Raw genomic sequence first — 17,044 nt, forward strand, 5'->3', positions numbered from 1 at the left:
CGCGCCGCCTCAATAATCGCCTCTGCGTTCAAATACGACGCCGATACCTGAGCCGGTCCGATACACACCGCCTCGTCGGCCAATTCCACGTGCAGGGCCTTGGCGTCTGCCTCGGAATACACTGCCACCGTCCGGTATCCCAGCGACTTCGCGGTTTTGATCACCCGTACGGCGATTTCGCCTCGGTTCGCTATCAGGAGCTTTTTTAGCATTTTTGCTGGTCTCATGGTTGGGTGGTTATCCGCTTTGGTGGGAGGGAGGCCCTGGTTCAGGACACGCCGTGAATACGTCCATGTAGGCTCCTAAAAAACATCCATGTTTTTTAGGGTCCTGAACCAGGGCCTCCCTCCCACCAAAGCTCCTTCCAACTGTTGTAATTGCATGTCTTTTTTTATGAGCGTTTTGCACGGTGTCTGGGGTCGGGGTTGATCCGGCTTTCCGGGACCGTCAAAAACATGGATGTTTTTGTCGAGCGTACAGGGACGTATTCACCGCGTGTCCCGGAAAGCCGGATCAATCCCGACCCTCCACCATCAGTCTGACTTGGCCCAAGAAGCCGGCCGTTTCTGCATAAACGCAAGAGTCCCCTCGGAACCCTCGTCACTGCGAATCGCCTCGGCAAACTTCCCGGCAGCACTGTCCAGAAGCCCACTCATCGACTCGTGACCAACGCGGTGCAACAACGCCTTGGTCTGGGCCGTCGCATTCGGCGCGCACTGCTGTACCCGGTCAACCGCATGGCCGAGCAACTCATCAATCTCAACTTCAGACTCCGCCACCTGGTGAACAATCCCCAGCCGGCACGCCTCATCCGCGTCCACTCGCAGCCCCAGCAACGCCAACCGACGCGCCTGCGTCAGCCCGATGCGCTCCACCACAAACGGCGCAATCTGCGCGGGAATCACCCCGAGGGTTGTCTCCGGCATGCCAAACCTGGCTGTCGGCCCGGCAATCGCCACATCCGATACACAGGCCAGTCCAAACCCGCCGCCCATCACCGCGCCCTCGGTGACTGCAATCACCACCTTCGACGACTCGTTCACCTGTTGAATCATCTGACCGAACGCCCGGTTCAACCGGTAGAAAGGATCTTCCTCACCCTCGGCAGGCTTCTGCCCCCGGGCACCGGCCATGTCCTTGATGTCCCCGCCGGCACAAAAGTGGCCACCGGCTCCGCGAATCACCACGGCACGAATGCTGGCGTCGTTCTCAACCTGACTGAACACCGTCGACAGTTCCGCCACCATCTGCAGGCTCATGGCGTTCCGAACGTCCGGCCGGTTGATGGTGACGTGAAGGGCAGGCCCCTGTTTCTCCAGAACTAGCGTTTCGCAGTGAGGTAAATTTTCCATAGACATGACTCCAATACCGTTGTCTGGGGGCTGGTTGGCAGGAAGGTAGGGCCGTTTCGGGACTGTCAAAAACATGGATGTTTTTGTCGAGCGTACATGGACGTATTCACAGCGTGTCTCGAAACGGCCCTACCTTCCTGCCTGCCAGTCCTTCCCCCAATGCCAAAATCCAAAAAATCAGTCCCGCTGCTTACCAGGCAAAGTCCCCATCATCTTGCAGATAATCCCCAACATGATTTCGTCAGCACCGCCGCCAATCGACACCAGCCGCACATCCCGGAACGCACGGGACAGCGGGTTCTCCCACATGTAACCATTGCCCCCCCAGTACTGCAGGCAACTGTCCGTCACCTCACGCCCAAGCCGGCCAGCCTTCAGCTTGGCCATTGACGCCAGCTTGGTCACATCCTTGCCTTCCACATGCAGCTCACAGGCCTGATAGGTGAGGGCACGCAGGGCTTCCACCTCGGTTTGCAGCTCTGCCAGGCGGAAGTGAATCACCTGGTTGTTGATCAACGGCTGCCCGAACGTTTTGCGCTCGCGGCAGTATTCAATGGTCTTGTTGATACAGAGTTCCAGCGCCTTGATTACGTTGGCCGCGCCCCACATCCGTTCCTCCTGGAACTGCAGCATCTGCATCATGAACCCGGTGCCTTCCGCACCGATGCGATAGCGCTGCGGCACTCGCACATCGTCAAAAAAAATCTGCGCGGTTTCGGAAGAGCGCATGCCCAGCTTGTTCAGATGCGGACTGAAGGAAATGCCCGGCGTGTTCATGGGCACAACGATGAGCGATTTGTTCTTGTGGGGTTTGTCGTCAGAGGTGTTGGCCAGCAGGCAGATAAAGTCGGCCTTGGGGCTGTTGGTGATCCACATCTTGGAGCCGTTGATGACGTAGTCATCGCCGTCCTGTTTTGCGGTGGTTTTCATCCCCGCCACATCAGAACCGGCGGCGACTTCGCTGACGCCGATACAGCCCACCATATCGCCGGCAATGGCCGGGGCAAGGAAGGTCCGTTTGAGTTCGTCGGAGCCAAAGCGTGAAATGGCAGGGGTGCACATATCTGTCTGCACACCTATTGCCAGCGGCACACCGCCGCAATGGGCAGTGCCGAGTTCTTCGGCGGCCACCAGGTTGTAGCTGTAATCCAGCCCCATGCCGCCATACTCTTCCGGCTTCTGAATGCCCAGCAAGCCCAGGTTGCCGAGCTTCTTGAAGATATCGTGAATCGGGAACTCGCCGGCTTCTTCCCATTCGTCGCAGTGGGGATTGATTTCCTTCTCCACGAAATCGCGGACGGTTTTTCTGAGGGCTTCGTGTTCGGCTGTGAATTTCACGTTTTTGTTCTCCTGATGTTAGTTCGTGCCTAAGTGGTAGTGGTGCACGTTCTCTAGCTTGGGTGGCGGCTGTGTGGGCGGGCCTTCAGAAACACGCTCCTTCGGCACATCCATGTGACGCTCGGGCTCCGCCATCCATGGCTCCGCACGGTTTCTGAAGGCCCGCCCACACAGCCGCTTTGTCTATAAATTCGTTGCTTCCTGCAGGGCGTTTTTTGGGAGGCCTCCCGCTCCGGGGCCAACCACCATGACTAAGCTCCCCTAGAGGCGGGCAACGCCAAATGAATTAGGCCGCAACTGCCGAACCTCAGCCTCCCGACAAACCGACAGCACCAACGCCAGAACCCGCCGGGTATCCCGCGGATCTATCAGCCCGTCGTCCCACAACCGAGCTGTACCGAACAGGGCCGTAGAGCCGTCTTCCAGTTTCTTGGCCGTGGCCTGCTCCAGGAAATCCAGCGTTTTCGGATCTGGTTCCAGGCCGCCCCGGCGCTGTTTGTCTTCGGCCACAATGCGCATCACCTTGCCCGCCTGAGCAGGGCCCATGACCGCCGTGCGGCTGTTGGGCCAGGCGAAGATGAAGCGTGGGTCCAGGCCGCGGCCACACATCGCGTAGTTACCTGCACCATAGGAACCGCCGATCACAATTGCGACCTTCGGCACCCGGCAATTCGCCACCGCCTGGATCATCTTTGAGCCGTGTTTGATGATGCCGTTCTGTTCCGAATGGGTGCCCACCATGAAACCCGTGGTGTTATGCAGGAACAGCAACGGCGTGCCGGCCTGGTCGCAGAGCTGGATAAACTGCGCCGCCTTGGTAGCGCCGGCAGGCGTGATCGGGCCGTTGTTGCCGATAATGCCCACCGAGTGACCTTCAATGCGGATGGTGCCGCACACGGTCTGGTCGTCGTAGCCGTTCTTGAAATCCATGAACTTCGAGCCGTCGGCTATGCGGGCGAGGATTTCACGCACGTCATAAGGCTTCTTGGCGTCGCTGGGAATAACGCCCAGCAACTCTTCGGCTGGGTAGATCGGCTCTTCCCATTCTGGCTCCCGCGACGGGGGCAACTGCTCGTTCCAGGGCAGGGCGTCGAGCACATTGCGGGCGTGGCGGATGCCGTCGGCGTCGTCCTCGGCCAGGTATTCCGCCGTGCCGGCCACTTCTGCGTGCATCTGTGCGCCGCCGAGCTCTTCATCGGTAGCGACTTCGCCGGTGGCCGCGTTCAGCAGGGGAGGGCCGGCGAGGAACATCTTGGCCTGTTCCCGCACCACAATCACATAGTCCGACAGCCCAGGCTGATAGGCACCGCCGGCGGTCGCATTGCCATGAACCACCGTTACCTGGGGAATGCCAGCGGCGGACATGCGTGCCTGGTTGGCGAAACCGCGCGCGCCCAGCACGAAGATATCCGTGGCGTAGTTCAGGTTGGCACCGCCGCTTTCAGACAGTGACACCACCGGCAGCTTGTTCTCCATGGCAATTTGTTGCAGCCGCAGGGTCTTGTCCAGCCCCGCCGGTGTGATGGTGCCGCCCTTGATGGCACTGTTACTGGCCACCACCAGGCAACGAGTGCCACTAACCGTGCCAATGCCGGCGATAATGCCGCCGCCGGACAGGCTGCCATCCTTGTCGTCGTGCATCTTGTAGCCGGCCAGGGAGCACAGCTCCAGGAACGGCGTACCGCGATCCAGCAGGCGATTGATTCGGTCACGGGGCAACAGTTTCCCACGCTTGGTGAACTTCTCCCGCGCCGCTTCCGCCAGATCAAGTACCTTCTGCTCCACATCGCGGAAGGTGGCAATGTGCGCCTCCATCACCTCCGCGTTTGCGCGAAAGTCATCCGACTGGGGATTAACGGTGGACTCCAGTATCTGCATCGAATTCTCCTCAGTCGTCACTCAACACTTTTGGCGTGACTGCCCGGTGGAACCCATTAAAGGGCTCATTGTTCTTCGCTTTCGGGAACGGCCAAACCCGGCCCCCCTGGGACGCGGCGCCGTCAATTCGCAGGCAATCCCCACTGATAAACGCCGCCGCCGGGCTCAACAGAAAACAAATCGCTGCACTGACCTCGGACTCCGTCCCCATTCGCTTAAGAGGCACGTTATCCCCGAGGCTACGAATCCACTGCTTCATATGTTCGGGATAGTTATCCATCCCACTGGAGGCAATCCAGCCCGGAGCCACAGCGTTCACCCGAACCCCGGAGCAACCCCACTCAACTGCAGCTGTCTGGGTAAAATTCACCATTCCTGCCCGGGCAGCGCCGGAATGCCCCATGCCAGGCATGCCGCCCCACATGTCCGCCACGATGTTCACGATGGCGCCGCCGGTTTTTGACAACACCTGATTGTAGGCTTCACGGGCAATGAGAAAGCCACCCGTAAGATTCGTGCGAACCACCGTCTCCCAACCTTTCTGGTTGATGTTTGCCAGCGGCGACGGAAACTGACCCCCGGCGTTATTCACTACGCCGTTCAGTCCGCCATGTTCCTCAATGATGGCCGTGACGGTCGCCTTTACAGACTCTTCCTCACGGATGTCGCACACGTGAGCGGAAGCAATACCACCGTCATCGGTAATCTCGGCTTTCACCGCCTCAACCTTCTCAGCCTTCCGCCCAACCAGAGCGACCCTCGCCCCAAGCGCAGCAAGTTCATGAGCGGTACAGCGCCCAATTCCGGAACCACCCCCGGTAACGATAAAAACCTGATCCCGAAAGAGATTCGGGTGAAAAACAGACTGATAGCTCATAACAAGAGGACCTTTTCAAATGTTCGGGCGCTCTGGTGGGAGTATATGTCCGGGACCGTCAAAAACATGGATGTTTTTGTCGAGCGTACAGGGACGTATTTACCGCGTGTCCCGGACATATCCTTCCACCAGAGTGCATGCACCAATGTAAAATCAATCAAGCAGTTCAGCACGAACCGGAACAGGGAACTCAAGCAACTGCTGGGCAAACGCCTTCCCCTGCGGATCAATCCGCAAGCTGGCAACACCCCCGCCACCAAGACTGTGCTCCAACAGGAAATTAAAGGCCTGAAACCCCGGCAACGCCCAACGGGTCACCCGACCATGCTCAGGGTGCAGCGTATGGGCCATCCATTCCGCCACAGCCAACTCCGTCAACGCCGCCTCAATAAACGGTACAAACTCCGCCTTGCGGGCAATCACCCCGATGTTGGTGTGATCCCCCTTGTCACCACTGCGCGCCCAGGCCAGTTGAATCAAAGGCACCGTGGTATCCGTGGCCGGAGCGGCCGCACTGGCAGACTGCTCAATCAGCTGGCTTGACTCGAACCCGCCGTCAGTAGCCACATCTACCGCCTGCTTGTCGCCACCAAGATCCACGGCAACGGATACCTCCGTTTTCGGAGCCAGGCACGAATACAACCGAATCTTCGGCCACACGGTCGGCCGTCCACCCACAATGCCCGTAATTCCTGGTGCCATCCCCGTGGCCGCCTGGGCGATTTCCCGGGAAAACAGCACCAACGCTTCCTTCTTGAGGTGGGCCGTGCTGATCTTCACCACCACCTCTCGACACTCTCCCATACGCCCCTGAGCGCCGTAGGTGGCCTCGGTGCCTAATAGTTCGATGCTGGTTTCTGTGTAGTCCGGCAAGCCCCGCTCACTGAACATCCGCGAGGTTTTGGCCAGGATCGCCTCGGCGACTGTCCGGGCCTTGGCCTTCGCATCCATGCCTGCCAACAAGAAGGTTACCGTGCACTTGAAACCGTCCGGCCAGGTGCCGGATACCTTATAGCTGTCCGTGGGGGGAAGCCCCTTGGCGCCAGAAACCCGAACCTCGTCCGTTGCCACTTCCTCAAGGGAGACCCCGGTAAAATCACAGGTCACATCCGGCAGCAGGTAAGCTCTCGGGTCGCCGATTTCATAGACCAACTGTTCCGCCACCGTGCCCCGGGACACTTTGCCCCCGGTACCTTGCGGCTTGGTCATGATGAAATCCCCGGTGGCGGAGACTTCTGCAATCGGAAAGCCCATATCGGCATAACCCTCGGCTACATCTTCCCAGTCGGTAAAGTTACCGCCCGTGGATTGCGCGCCGCATTCCAGTAAGTGCCCGGCCAGGCTGCCCTGGGCAAGCTTGTCGTAATCGCTCCAACGCCAGCCAAATTCATGCACCAGAGGCGCCAGGACCAGGGCGCTGTCGGCAACCCGGCCGGTGATAACAATGTCCGCACCCTGTTCCAGTGCTGCGACCAATCCCGGAGCGCCCAAGTAGGCGTTCAGGCTGACCAGCATCGGCGGCATTGGCTGTGCGGTGGTCATCTCGGTGATGCCGGCATCGGCCAGTTGCTTCTTTTTCGGCAGAAGGTCATCACCCAGCACCAGGGCGATCTTCATATCCAAGCCGGCTTTTTCGCACAAAGCCTGCAGAGCATCGCGGCAGGCGACGGGATTGACGCCACCGGCGTTCGCCAATACCCGGATGCCTTTCTGTTTGATCTCACCCAGCAAGGGGCCCATCACCGTTTGTACGAAGTCGCGGGCGTAACCCTGGCTTGGGTCCTTCATCTTCTGCCCCGCCATGATGGACATGGTGATTTCCGCCAGATAGTCCGCCACCAGGTAATCAATATTGCCCTTGTGGACCAGTTGGGCGGCAGCCGTTTCGGTGTCGCCCCAGAAGGCGGCAGAGCAGCCAATACGGACGGTTTGTGGCCTGGAGATGTCGGAATCTGGCATGTCTTCACCTTGTTGACGGAAGCCGCAAAGTGCTTTCAGAGACCCTTACAGGGTCGCTTTTAGCGGAGATTGTCTATCATGCGGTTGACGATACCAAGCAAGCGCTTGGTTTGTAAACAGGCAAATTCGGGATAGAATGGGCGCTCTTCTGTTCCCTGGCTGGAAAACACTGTGAATCAAGACTCTATCCTGCGCTCACTGGTTGCCGACAACCTGGTTTCCGATCCCGCCGGAGCCCGTGGCCGGCTTCTCCACGAGGCCGCAAAGCTGTTTCGTGACAAGGGTTATGAGCGGACCACCGTCAGGGATCTGGCCGCCGCCGTTGGCATTCAGTCCGGTAGCCTGTTCCACCACTTCCGCACCAAGGAAGAAATCCTCAAGGCCGTCATGGTGGAGACCATTCGTCTCAACACAGCCCTGATGCAGGCTGCGGTGGATGCGGCCAGTACCCATCGTGACAAGTTGCAGGCGCTGATTCGCGCTGAACTGGAGTCCATCAACGGGCAGACCGGGGAGGCCATGGCAGTGCTGGTGTTCGAGTGGCGTAGCCTGTCCGAGGAATCCCAGGCTTACGTCCTTGAGCTTCGGGATATCTACGAGCAGTTGTGGTTGGATGTGCTGGAGACCTTGCGTCAGGACGGCGTGCTGGCGGCAGATCCCTTTGTGGTGCGCCGTATGCTCACGGGCGCCCTGAGTTGGACAGTGACATGGTATCGGCCTGATGGTGGCCTGACCCTGGATGATTTGACGGCGCAGGTGGTTGCAATGATGGGTTTAACGACGCCCTGAATCGGATAACCCGGCGTTAAATGCCGATGGTGGTACAAATGTCTCAATTGTAATTTTTTACATAACTTATTGTTTTAAAGAGATTAAAAGATAATTTCCTCTCGTCTATGTGGGCCATTGGCCTGATCGGCATAACCAAATCGGCAATCCAGCCATTTTTGTCTGACAAGATTCAACGCATTCTTGCCCTCGTCAAAGATGAACGGGACAGTGATTGCGATCGCCCCCGACCTATAAAAACAATGCAAACAGGACGAACTATGAACTCCTCACTGGTGAATTCCTTTGGGCATGCCCTCAACGTTCGCAGCCGTCACCTGCTTCTTCTTGTGGTGACGTTTCTGGCCGGTTGCTCGGCCAACCCTATCTACACTACAACGGGTGTGGTGCTCTCCAATTACTCCGAGGGGGAAGCAACCCCTTACGTCATGCAGATGTCCGATCCGCAAATGGCCTGTGCGTTGGGTGAGGGCGTTGACCCGCTGTTGTACTCGTTTTCCCGCGTGACCGAGGCGCCTGAGAGCACCGGTTCCCTGTTGATGCTGCTGGCCGCGAACTGCTCTGAATACAAGGCATGGGAAGCGGAACTGGAATACCTGCGCGCTGACTTTGCCGGTGATGTACCTGCCGCAAAAGACGCGCGGGAGAAAGCAAAGCGGCTGAATGCCCGAACCGCCAAGCGTCGCTATGTCGCCTATCAGCGCGCCATGGCGGCCTATGACTTTGACCCGGCCGCAAAGGAATTCGAGTGTCCGTTCCTGTTCGATGACCAGGAGGAGCTGACTTTCCTGCTGGGCCTGCTGACCGGCATGCAGGCCATCGTGAACGACGCCAACTCCGGTGCCATGGCAGGGGTTCCCCGCAATATTGCGCCCCGGGCGGAGCGTGCCGCCGAATGCCTGGATAACGAAAAATGGGGCGGTTTACCGAATGCCATACGCGGCATGGTGTGGTTGCTGTTGCCGGACACCCGTCCCAGCCTGTCTCCGGATCCCTGGGAAGTGCTTGAGAATAGCTCCCGCCTGGGGGTTGAATCGGGTATACGGGCGTCCATGGCTCTTGAGGCCGTGGCTGCAGAGACGTTTGGTCGCCCGGAGGTGCTCAAGGATGTCATCGCGCGGTTCGCCGAGGCGGACGGAGAGATCAAAGTATGGGCTGAGTATCGCCTGGTAGACGAGATCGCCCGAGACGTCATTCAGTTCTCGTCCGATAAGCATTGGACAGCGAACTACGGCTACCGCACGCCCCGTACCTATTTCGGAAGACTGAGCCCGGAACGGCTCGAAGAGCCTGAAACCATGGATCTGGACGGCCTGCTCTAAGCAGGCCCCCGACTCACTGTAATTACCTACAAACACAAGAAAGACCCGGAGGTCATTCATGATCCGTAAATCCCTTGCTGCCCTTTCTTTTGCTGCAGTTGCTCCGATGGCCGCCGCACAGTCTGTGACGATGTGCGTTTTCGATGTGATCGGCGCAAACGGTGATATGTACAACATGGTCAAAGACTATGCGCTGGAAATGAAAGCCCATGGGGTTGATTTTGAACTGCGCCCCTATACTGACGAAGGGGTTGCCGTGGGTGATTTCAATTCCGGACAATGCGACGCCGTCGCCGCTACGGATCTTCGGACCCGCCCGTTCAACCGATTTACCGGCAGCATCAGCGCCGTTGGCGCGATCCCGACCTATGACGATCTGAAAACAACCCTCGCCACGCTTGCGCAGGCCAAGGCAGCGCCCTTGATGAAACAGGGCGACTATGAGGTGCTGGGCATTGTTCCGGCGGGTGCAGGCTACCTGTTCGTCAATGACCGTAGCATTGATACCGCTGGTGAACTGGCCGGCAAACGCATGGCCACACTGGATTACCAGAAGGACGCCATCCACATGGTCAACCATGTGAAAGCGACGGTTGTACCCTCCGACATCACCAACTTTGCCGGCAAGTTCAACAATGGCTCGGTGGATACGGCTTACGCACCGGCGTTTGCCTACGAAGCTCTGGAACTCTACAAGGGCATTGGTGAAGACGGTGGCATCGTTGATTATCCGCTGGCGCAACTGACCATCCAGGTCATTGCCCGAGACGATGTGCTCGACGACGACACGGCTCAGAAGTCCCGTGAAGTTGCCTGGGGGATGTACGGCCAGGCCATGGACCTGATTCAGCGGCAGGAGTCCGCCATTCCGGAGGAAAAGTGGATCCGTATTCCCGATGCTGACATCGAAGGCTATCAGGAGATGTTTCGGGAAAACCGCCTGCAGCTTCGGGATGGAACCGATGGTGCCAATAAGGTCTATCACCCGAAGATGATGAGCCTGCTCAGCAAAATCCGTTGCTCCAGCAATCCCGGTGCCTCCGAGTGCACAGCGCCTGACCGCGAATAATAAAGGCTGACCCTCCATGAACTGGCGAGCATTATCAGCGGCAGGCCCGAAAACGCTGTACCCCGTGCATCGATTGCACGGGGTTATCCTCCTGCTGCTCCTTATCTTTACGCTTCTTCTGGGTATGGGAAACTCACTCCACTCGCGCATGCTGTGGGTGGGGGAGCAGACCTGGCCGAACTACTACCTGCTGGACCCGGACGCCACGGAGCCGACCTGCACGTTGTCCATGGATGTGGATGCCGAGGTCAGGAAACGTGTCGAGGCCTACGAGCCAGATCCGGACGATCTTTTCAGCTCGCCGCCGGACCCGGATGCGATCCGCAAGTCCCTGGAAAAAAATCTGGCACTCTGCCAGCAGAAGCATCGCCTCTATGAAGAAAACCAGGAGCATGCCACCGAGGCGTTGGCAGTTTACAAGGCGGTTGAACAGGGCTTTGCGGATTTCCTGCTGGATAATATCGAGCTCACCAAGTTCCTGTTTATCGCCATGTTTGCCATGGCTGCGGCGATTTCGGCCTTCGACGCCGATCACATAGCCCTGCGATTGCCGCGCAACCGGTCAGAGTGGCGTCTGAGCCAGGGCATGCAGTTTGTGGTCAACGGCCTGATGGTGTACTCCCTGTTCTCTTACGTGGGCAAGTTATCCACTTCGCCGGGCTCGGGAGGCACCGCGTTGCTGCAATACGCCTGGGCGGCCGTCTTCGGGCTGTTCATGGTGATCAACCTGATGCGGTTTGTGTCGGTGCCGTCTCGAATGAGGCCAGGATCACTGGCGGCGTCCTCCGGCCTGGTACTGCCGCTGTATTGCGCAATGGGCCTGATCGCGATGAGTTATTTCTTCTTCGTGGACGGCTACTCGTCCGGCCTGGCGATCTATTTCGGTATGATGACCAACCTGTCCTCGATGTTTATCAACATCGGGCTCTATGTGCTTGTGGGCATGGCGCTGAAGCAGACTCGCATTCCGGACCTGCTGTTGAACGTCATCAAACCTTACCATCTGCCCGCGCCCATGCTGGCCTCGGTGATGATATTCGCGACCGCTTTCCCCACTGCGTTTACTGGCGCCTCGGGGATTTTCATCCTGGCCGTGGGTGGTGTCGTCTACGATGAAATGCGCAAGAGTGGAGCAGGGCGACAGCTATCGCTGGCTACCACGGCCATGTCCGGCAGCTTGGGGGTGGTTCTTAATCCCTGTTTGCTGATCGTGGTTGTGGCGGCGCTGAACAAGGAAGTGACCACCTCCGAAATGTACGGCTGGGGTTTCTGGGTGTTTATTATGTCGGCCACCCTGTTCTCTGTGGTTGTTTGTAAAACCCAGGGCAACTGGAAGCCTCGCCCGGCTCCGGGGGCATTCCGTAAATCTCTGGCGCAGCTTCGCCCCCTGGTGCCTTATGCCATCGTTACCGCGGTGGTTATCCTGGCCATCTGGGTCATTCTCGGTTTGGGATTCAATGAGTACAGCGCGCCGATGATCCTGCCGCTGGTGATGCTGGCGCTGGTCTATCTCGATTCGGGCAAGGATCCCAACGAACAGGGCCAATCCCGGTTGCGTGCTTTTTGTATGCGCACAACGGCGGCCGCCAGTGACTCTGCCGTACACATCGGCGCACTGCTGGCGCTGATTGGTTTCTCTATCTGTCTCGGGGGCATCCTGGAACGTTCCGATGTGGTGCACGCATTGTTCCCGGAAAACCTGACCAGCCCCTGGATCGCCATGTTGGTGATTGTGGTTATGCTCACCATTATCGGCATGGTGATGGACCCGTTCGGCGCGGTCATCCTGGTGTCGGCCACCATCGCGCAGCCCGCCATCCAGTTGGGTATCGACCCGCTGCACTTCTGGATCGTGTGCCTGGTGGCGTTTGAACTGGGCTACCTGAGCCCGCCGGTGGCACTGAACCATCTGCTGACACGGCAGGTGGTAGGTGAAACCGAGGTGTTGGCCGCTGAGCGCACGGGTTCGTTCTGGCATCGCTATGAGAGACTGTTGTTGCCACTGGTGGTGATGGGACCGACATTGCTGACGGCGGCGTTCGTGCCTCTGTTTTTCTACGCACTGTAGATATAGAGCCTCGGAGACACCGACGCGAAACCGCCTGTGGGGTAACCTGCAGGCGGTTTTTTGCATCTGATTATGGGTTTGGAACGTAATCGGTTTCATAGGCGTTTAATGAGTACCATACTGAAAGCATATGGTGTCGTTCTCGCACTTCTAAGTTGTCGTCCTTGTGAGCCCATTATGATTCGGACTGTTCCTGTTACTGCTGGTTTGATCTCGTTTACATTGCTGTTCGCAGGCTGCGGCGGTGGTGGATCCGGTGGTAGCAGTGAGGCGCAACCCGATCTGAGTGGGGTGATTGACATCGAGAGCGGTACACGGGTGGACTCCGATACCGCAGATGATCGTCGTGTTGACCTTGCCACCGCCAATAACACGGCCGTGTCCGCCCAGACTCTGCCGCCGGGCGCAACGGTGGGTGGCTATCTGAGTTCTGGCTCCGATACCTACGCAAATTTTTTCCAGTACTTTGAAGATGCCGTTGATGTCTACGCCGTAGACCTGTCACCCGGAGACCGCGTCTCTTTTCAGGTGTTCAGTTGTCCGGAGGATCTCCTGCCCGCTGGCGCAGCGGCGCCGGAGCGTTCTCTTCGGATACTGAAACAGCAGGCGGGAACCGTTGTGGAAGTGGCGTCTCAGTCTGCTTCGGGTGATCTGCGACCGCTGGTCGAGGTGCTCGACGACACTTTCGAGCCCGGCTCTTACCTGGTGGAAGTCAGTACCACCAGCGGTATTCCATTTCGGTACGTGCTGTCGCTGGCAGGTGAGGGAACAGCCAGCGTGATGAACACCAGCTACTCGACGCCGCCATTCATGATTGATGAAGCCGTAGTCACCCTCGCGCCAGCCTCGGGGAACCAGCCAGTGATCGCAGCGATGGCGACGTCACAGCGCAGGGAACTGGGTCGAGGTGCCTGGCTGTTGCGCCGTGACCGGCCACGAAACCTGGCAACCATGTCGTCCGGGCAGCGAGAAAGTGCGCGTCAGGAAACCCTGGAATGGGTCAGGGAGTTGCAGCAACAGCCCGGTGTGACATCGGCGGAGCCGAACTACCTCTATTCCTCCCAACAAGTGTCCCCGGACAATGATCCACTCTACAGTCGCCAATGGAGTCTGCCGCTGATTCAAACGCCGTTGGCCTGGCAGGCCGCACCGAGTGCGGGTGCAGATATTGGTATCGCGGTCATGGATACCGGCGTATTCCGCTCGCCACCGACGGCGACGGGCGACTGGCATCCGGACTTGAGCGCCAATGTGCAACTGATCCCAGGGCAGATCATGGATTACGTATCGGGTGATCTGGATATTGATCGGGAGGACAGTGGCCAACGTGACACAAACCCCGCCGACCCGGGTGACGGCAAGGCCCGGAGCAGTAATTTCCACGGAACCCATGTGGCAGGTATTGCCGCTGCCGTTGATAACACCCAGGGTGTCGTCGGGGTTTCGCCGGGGGCCACTATCTATCCGGTACGGGTGCTCGGGCGTGACGGTGTAGGGTCGTCCGCTGACCTGATTGACGCCCTGAACTGGGCAGCCGGCCGGAATGAAATAGATGTGATTAATCTCAGTCTCGGTGGGCTTGGCCCAAGCAACGCGCTCAAGCAGGCGATCGACGCCGCCTGGAATGGTGGCAACGGCAAACTGATTGTTGCCGCTGCTGGCAACCAGGGCACGGACGAGCCTACCTACCCCGCTGCCTATCCCAACGTTGTCGGAGTGGGGGCTGTAGACGGCGGAAGTGTGCGTGCCTCGTATTCCAACGTTGGCCAGTCCGTCGACGTGGTTGCTCCGGGTGGTGATGCAAGCAGGGATGCCAATCAGGACGGTACGGCCGATGTCATTGTCAGCGCCTGGGGGCGCGACGATACGGGCTCATTCGAGCCGGGATACGCTGGCCTGCAGGGCACCTCAATGGCGGCACCTCATGTGGCGGGCGTTTACGCCCTGATGAAGGCGGAAGTGCCGACCCTTACCCCTGCCGGATTTCAGAGTTTCCTGGTAAATGGTGACCTTACGGACGATGTGGGGCCCGCGTTTGAATACGGAGCGGGGCAGATCAACGCACTGGCAGCGATGGATGCGGCGCTGGACGGCAATTTCCCAATCACTCTTGGTTCCTCGCCCACCGCTATACAGTTCAATGCTGCGGTGCTTAGTGAACAGCTGGTATTTTCGACCTACCCCGAAGGGGAGAGCGTCACCATCACAGACGTGGACCCTGGTGCGACATGGCTTGATGTGAGTGAACCCAGCGATGCGCGACCGTTGTCACTGACAGTGACCGCAGACCCAACGCAACTGGGGGGTGACGGGCGCTACATGGCAACGTTGGTGATTACCTATCAAGCAGACGGCGCACCTGCTGCAACGCTTATGATTCCGGTATCTCTCAGCCTGGGTAGTTCATCGGATGAACGGAACGCAGGCCGACACTATGTATTGCTGGTCAGTGCGGACGACGAGCGCGATACTCTTGAGCAGGCCGTTGTCTCCGCCTCCCGGGGGCGGTACGAATTTGCGTTTGACGAGGTTGAGGCCGGTGAGTATTTCCTGGTTGCCGGCAGCGACATGGACAACAACGGGCTGATTTGTGAAAACGGCGAGGCCTGTGCCGAATATCCGGTCAATGGGTTACCTGAAAAAATCGTTATTGGCGAAGAACCGGTAGGCGGGGTAAGGTTGAGTACCAGTTTTCGTCGGCCCACCATTACCTCCCTGGGTCTGCCCAGAGTGGGCTTTGAGGGGTATCGCCTGAGATCAGGCCCGAAGTCAAAAACTGGCGGTGAGCCGATCCGCAACGTGGAGAGTACCCGTTGACCTACCGTTTTACGCTGCTACCACTCTGTGTACTCGTGCTCAGTCTGATCACAGGCTGTGCGATCAATCGCTCGGCGACCGCTGATGGTGCGCCTCTGGCGAGACAGGTCACTGAGTCCGATCACTGTGGGCTCACGGCGCCGGGACTGGTCTATGTGTCCAGTGCCGGAGATCTGGACAAGCTTGCCCAACTGCCCTCCGGAAACCTGGCGCTGAGCATGCTTCGCGCCATTGATTTCAATGAGGAACATCTGGTGTTGGTGAGCCTGGGGCAGAAAACCACTGGCGGCTACGGCCTGACACTGACGTCGTCCGAGATCGTAGACGATGTTCTGGAGTTGGCGGTCAAGGTCAGGCGGCCGGCGGCAGACGCCATGGTAACCCAGGCGTTGACCACACCCTGTGCAGTGATCGCCATCAGCCCCGAAGAGTGGGAGCAGTTGCGGGTGTCCGGGGAAGGCCTCGGGCGTTTCTCGCGACAGCGTTAACGGCGCCGGGGCCGTGCTGGTCCACACCAGCACAAAACAACCGTTGATCTTTCCCTGCGAATCCCTAAGCTATGGGCCAGTTTTATAACAAACCCGTGGAGTCGCTTCCTTCCCATGAGCCAGAAACAGTACAACGCCGATGCCATTGAAGTTCTGAGTGGTCTGGACCCTGTCCGCAAACGCCCAGGCATGTACACCGATACCAGTCGGCCCAACCATCTGGCCCAGGAAGTCATTGATAACAGTGTCGACGAAGCGCTGGCGGGGCACGCCCGCAGGATCGATGTCGTCCTGCATAGCGATGGTTCCCTGAGCGTGGAAGACGACGGCCGCGGGATGCCGGTCGACATGCACAAGGAACATGGGGTTCCGGGTGTGGAGCTGATTCTGACCCGCCTCCACGCCGGCGGTAAATTCTCCCAGGGTAACTACAACTTTTCCGGTGGCCTGCATGGGGTAGGTGTCTCGGTGGTCAACGCCCTGTCGACGCTCCTTGAGGTTTCCATCAAGCGTGATGGGCAACTGCACCGGATGACCTTCGCCAACGGCCACAAGAAGACGGAACTAACAGTTGTCGACTCTGTGGGCAAGCGGAACACCGGTACCCGATTGAAGTTCACCCCGGACCCAAGCTACTTCGACAGCCCGAAATTTTCCGTCAGCCGTTTGCGCCACAACCTGCGCGCCAAGGCCGTTCTCTGTCCCGGCCTGAACGTCACTTTCCTGCAGGAACACACCGGTGATAAAGATGAATGGTGCTACGAGGGCGGTTTGCGGGACTACCTGCGCACCGAGCTTGCCGACATCGAAGCCGTACCGCTGGAGCCGTTCACGGGCAGCTTTTCCGGCAACAAGGAAGCGGTGGACTGGGCGTTCCAGTGGTTGCCGGAAGGTGGCGAAGCGGTTATGGAGAGTTACGTTAACCTGATTCCGACCGCCCAGGGCGGCACCCATGTGAACGGCCTGCGTACCGGCCTGCTGGAGGCCATGAGGGAGTTCTGTGAGTTCCGCAACCTGTTGCCCCGGGGCGTCAAGTTGTCTCCTGAAGACATCTGGGAACGCTGCGCCTATGTGTTGTCCTTCAAGA

General features: G+C 58.7%; 13 protein-coding genes. 7 read left to right on the forward strand and 6 right to left on the reverse strand.

The window, feature by feature from the left end:
* The 6 genes from AXW11_RS19655 to AXW11_RS19680 all read right to left on the reverse strand — a co-directional run.
* The coding region (locus tag AXW11_RS19655; protein ID WP_286792619.1) for a biotin carboxylase N-terminal domain-containing protein at positions 1-212 on the reverse strand (212 nt) is incomplete at its 3' end.
* Positions 213-533: 321 nt separating this feature from the next.
* Entirely contained in the window at positions 534-1,352 is an 819-nt protein-coding gene (locus tag AXW11_RS19660; RefSeq protein WP_091640934.1) for an enoyl-CoA hydratase/isomerase family protein, read from the reverse strand.
* 177 nt (positions 1,353-1,529) lie between these two features.
* Positions 1,530-2,690 carry an acyl-CoA dehydrogenase family protein gene (locus AXW11_RS19665; RefSeq protein ID WP_085679755.1) on the reverse strand — a complete coding sequence of 387 codons (1,161 nt, stop codon included), beginning with the start codon at positions 2,688-2,690 and terminating at the stop codon, positions 1,530-1,532.
* A gap of 261 nt (positions 2,691-2,951) precedes the next feature.
* Positions 2,952-4,568 carry an acyl-CoA carboxylase subunit beta gene (locus tag AXW11_RS19670; RefSeq protein WP_091640939.1) on the reverse strand — a complete coding sequence of 539 codons (1,617 nt, stop codon included), beginning with the start codon at positions 4,566-4,568 and terminating at the stop codon, positions 2,952-2,954.
* A gap of 10 nt (positions 4,569-4,578) precedes the next feature.
* Positions 4,579-5,445, reverse strand: coding sequence for an SDR family oxidoreductase (locus AXW11_RS19675; protein WP_091640943.1), 867 nt, complete (start codon positions 5,443-5,445; stop codon positions 4,579-4,581).
* A 153-nt stretch (positions 5,446-5,598) separates the two neighbouring features.
* On the reverse strand, positions 5,599-7,404 hold the full coding sequence (locus AXW11_RS19680) for an acyclic terpene utilization AtuA family protein (RefSeq protein ID WP_091640945.1): 1,806 nt from the start codon (positions 7,402-7,404) through the stop codon (positions 5,599-5,601).
* 171 nt (positions 7,405-7,575) lie between these two features.
* Here AXW11_RS19680 and AXW11_RS19685 point away from each other — a divergent pair, with 171 nt between their 5' ends.
* The 7 genes from AXW11_RS19685 to AXW11_RS19715 form a co-directional block, all read left to right on the forward strand.
* Positions 7,576-8,193, forward strand: a complete 618-nt coding sequence (locus AXW11_RS19685) for a TetR/AcrR family transcriptional regulator (protein WP_036209652.1) — start codon at positions 7,576-7,578, stop codon at positions 8,191-8,193.
* A 260-nt stretch (positions 8,194-8,453) separates the two neighbouring features.
* A complete protein-coding gene (locus AXW11_RS19690) occupies positions 8,454-9,515 on the forward strand; it encodes a hypothetical protein (RefSeq protein ID WP_091641098.1) in 1,062 nt (353 codons plus the stop codon).
* 58 nt (positions 9,516-9,573) lie between these two features.
* On the forward strand, positions 9,574-10,584 hold the full coding sequence (locus tag AXW11_RS19695) for a putative solute-binding protein (protein ID WP_036209655.1): 1,011 nt from the start codon (positions 9,574-9,576) through the stop codon (positions 10,582-10,584).
* 16 nt (positions 10,585-10,600) lie between these two features.
* The gene (locus AXW11_RS19700) at positions 10,601-12,652 is read left to right on the forward strand and encodes a TRAP transporter large permease subunit (protein WP_091640948.1); all 2,052 of its coding nucleotides are present in this window, start codon (positions 10,601-10,603) and stop codon (positions 12,650-12,652) included.
* Positions 12,653-12,829: 177 nt separating this feature from the next.
* A complete protein-coding gene (locus AXW11_RS19705) occupies positions 12,830-15,469 on the forward strand; it encodes a S8 family serine peptidase (RefSeq protein WP_177190579.1) in 2,640 nt (879 codons plus the stop codon).
* The gene (locus AXW11_RS19710) at positions 15,466-15,957 is read left to right on the forward strand and encodes a protease complex subunit PrcB family protein (RefSeq protein WP_091640954.1); all 492 of its coding nucleotides are present in this window, start codon (positions 15,466-15,468) and stop codon (positions 15,955-15,957) included. Before AXW11_RS19705 ends, AXW11_RS19710 begins: the two co-directional genes overlap by 4 nt.
* Positions 15,958-16,071: 114 nt before the next feature.
* Positions 16,072-17,044, forward strand: a 973-nt coding sequence (locus AXW11_RS19715) for an ATP-binding protein (protein WP_286792625.1), incomplete at its 3' end; no start/stop codon positions are given.

This window comes from Marinobacter sp. Hex_13, from assembly GCF_001566815.1.
GTDB lineage: Bacteria > Pseudomonadota > Gammaproteobacteria > Pseudomonadales > Oleiphilaceae > Marinobacter > Marinobacter salarius.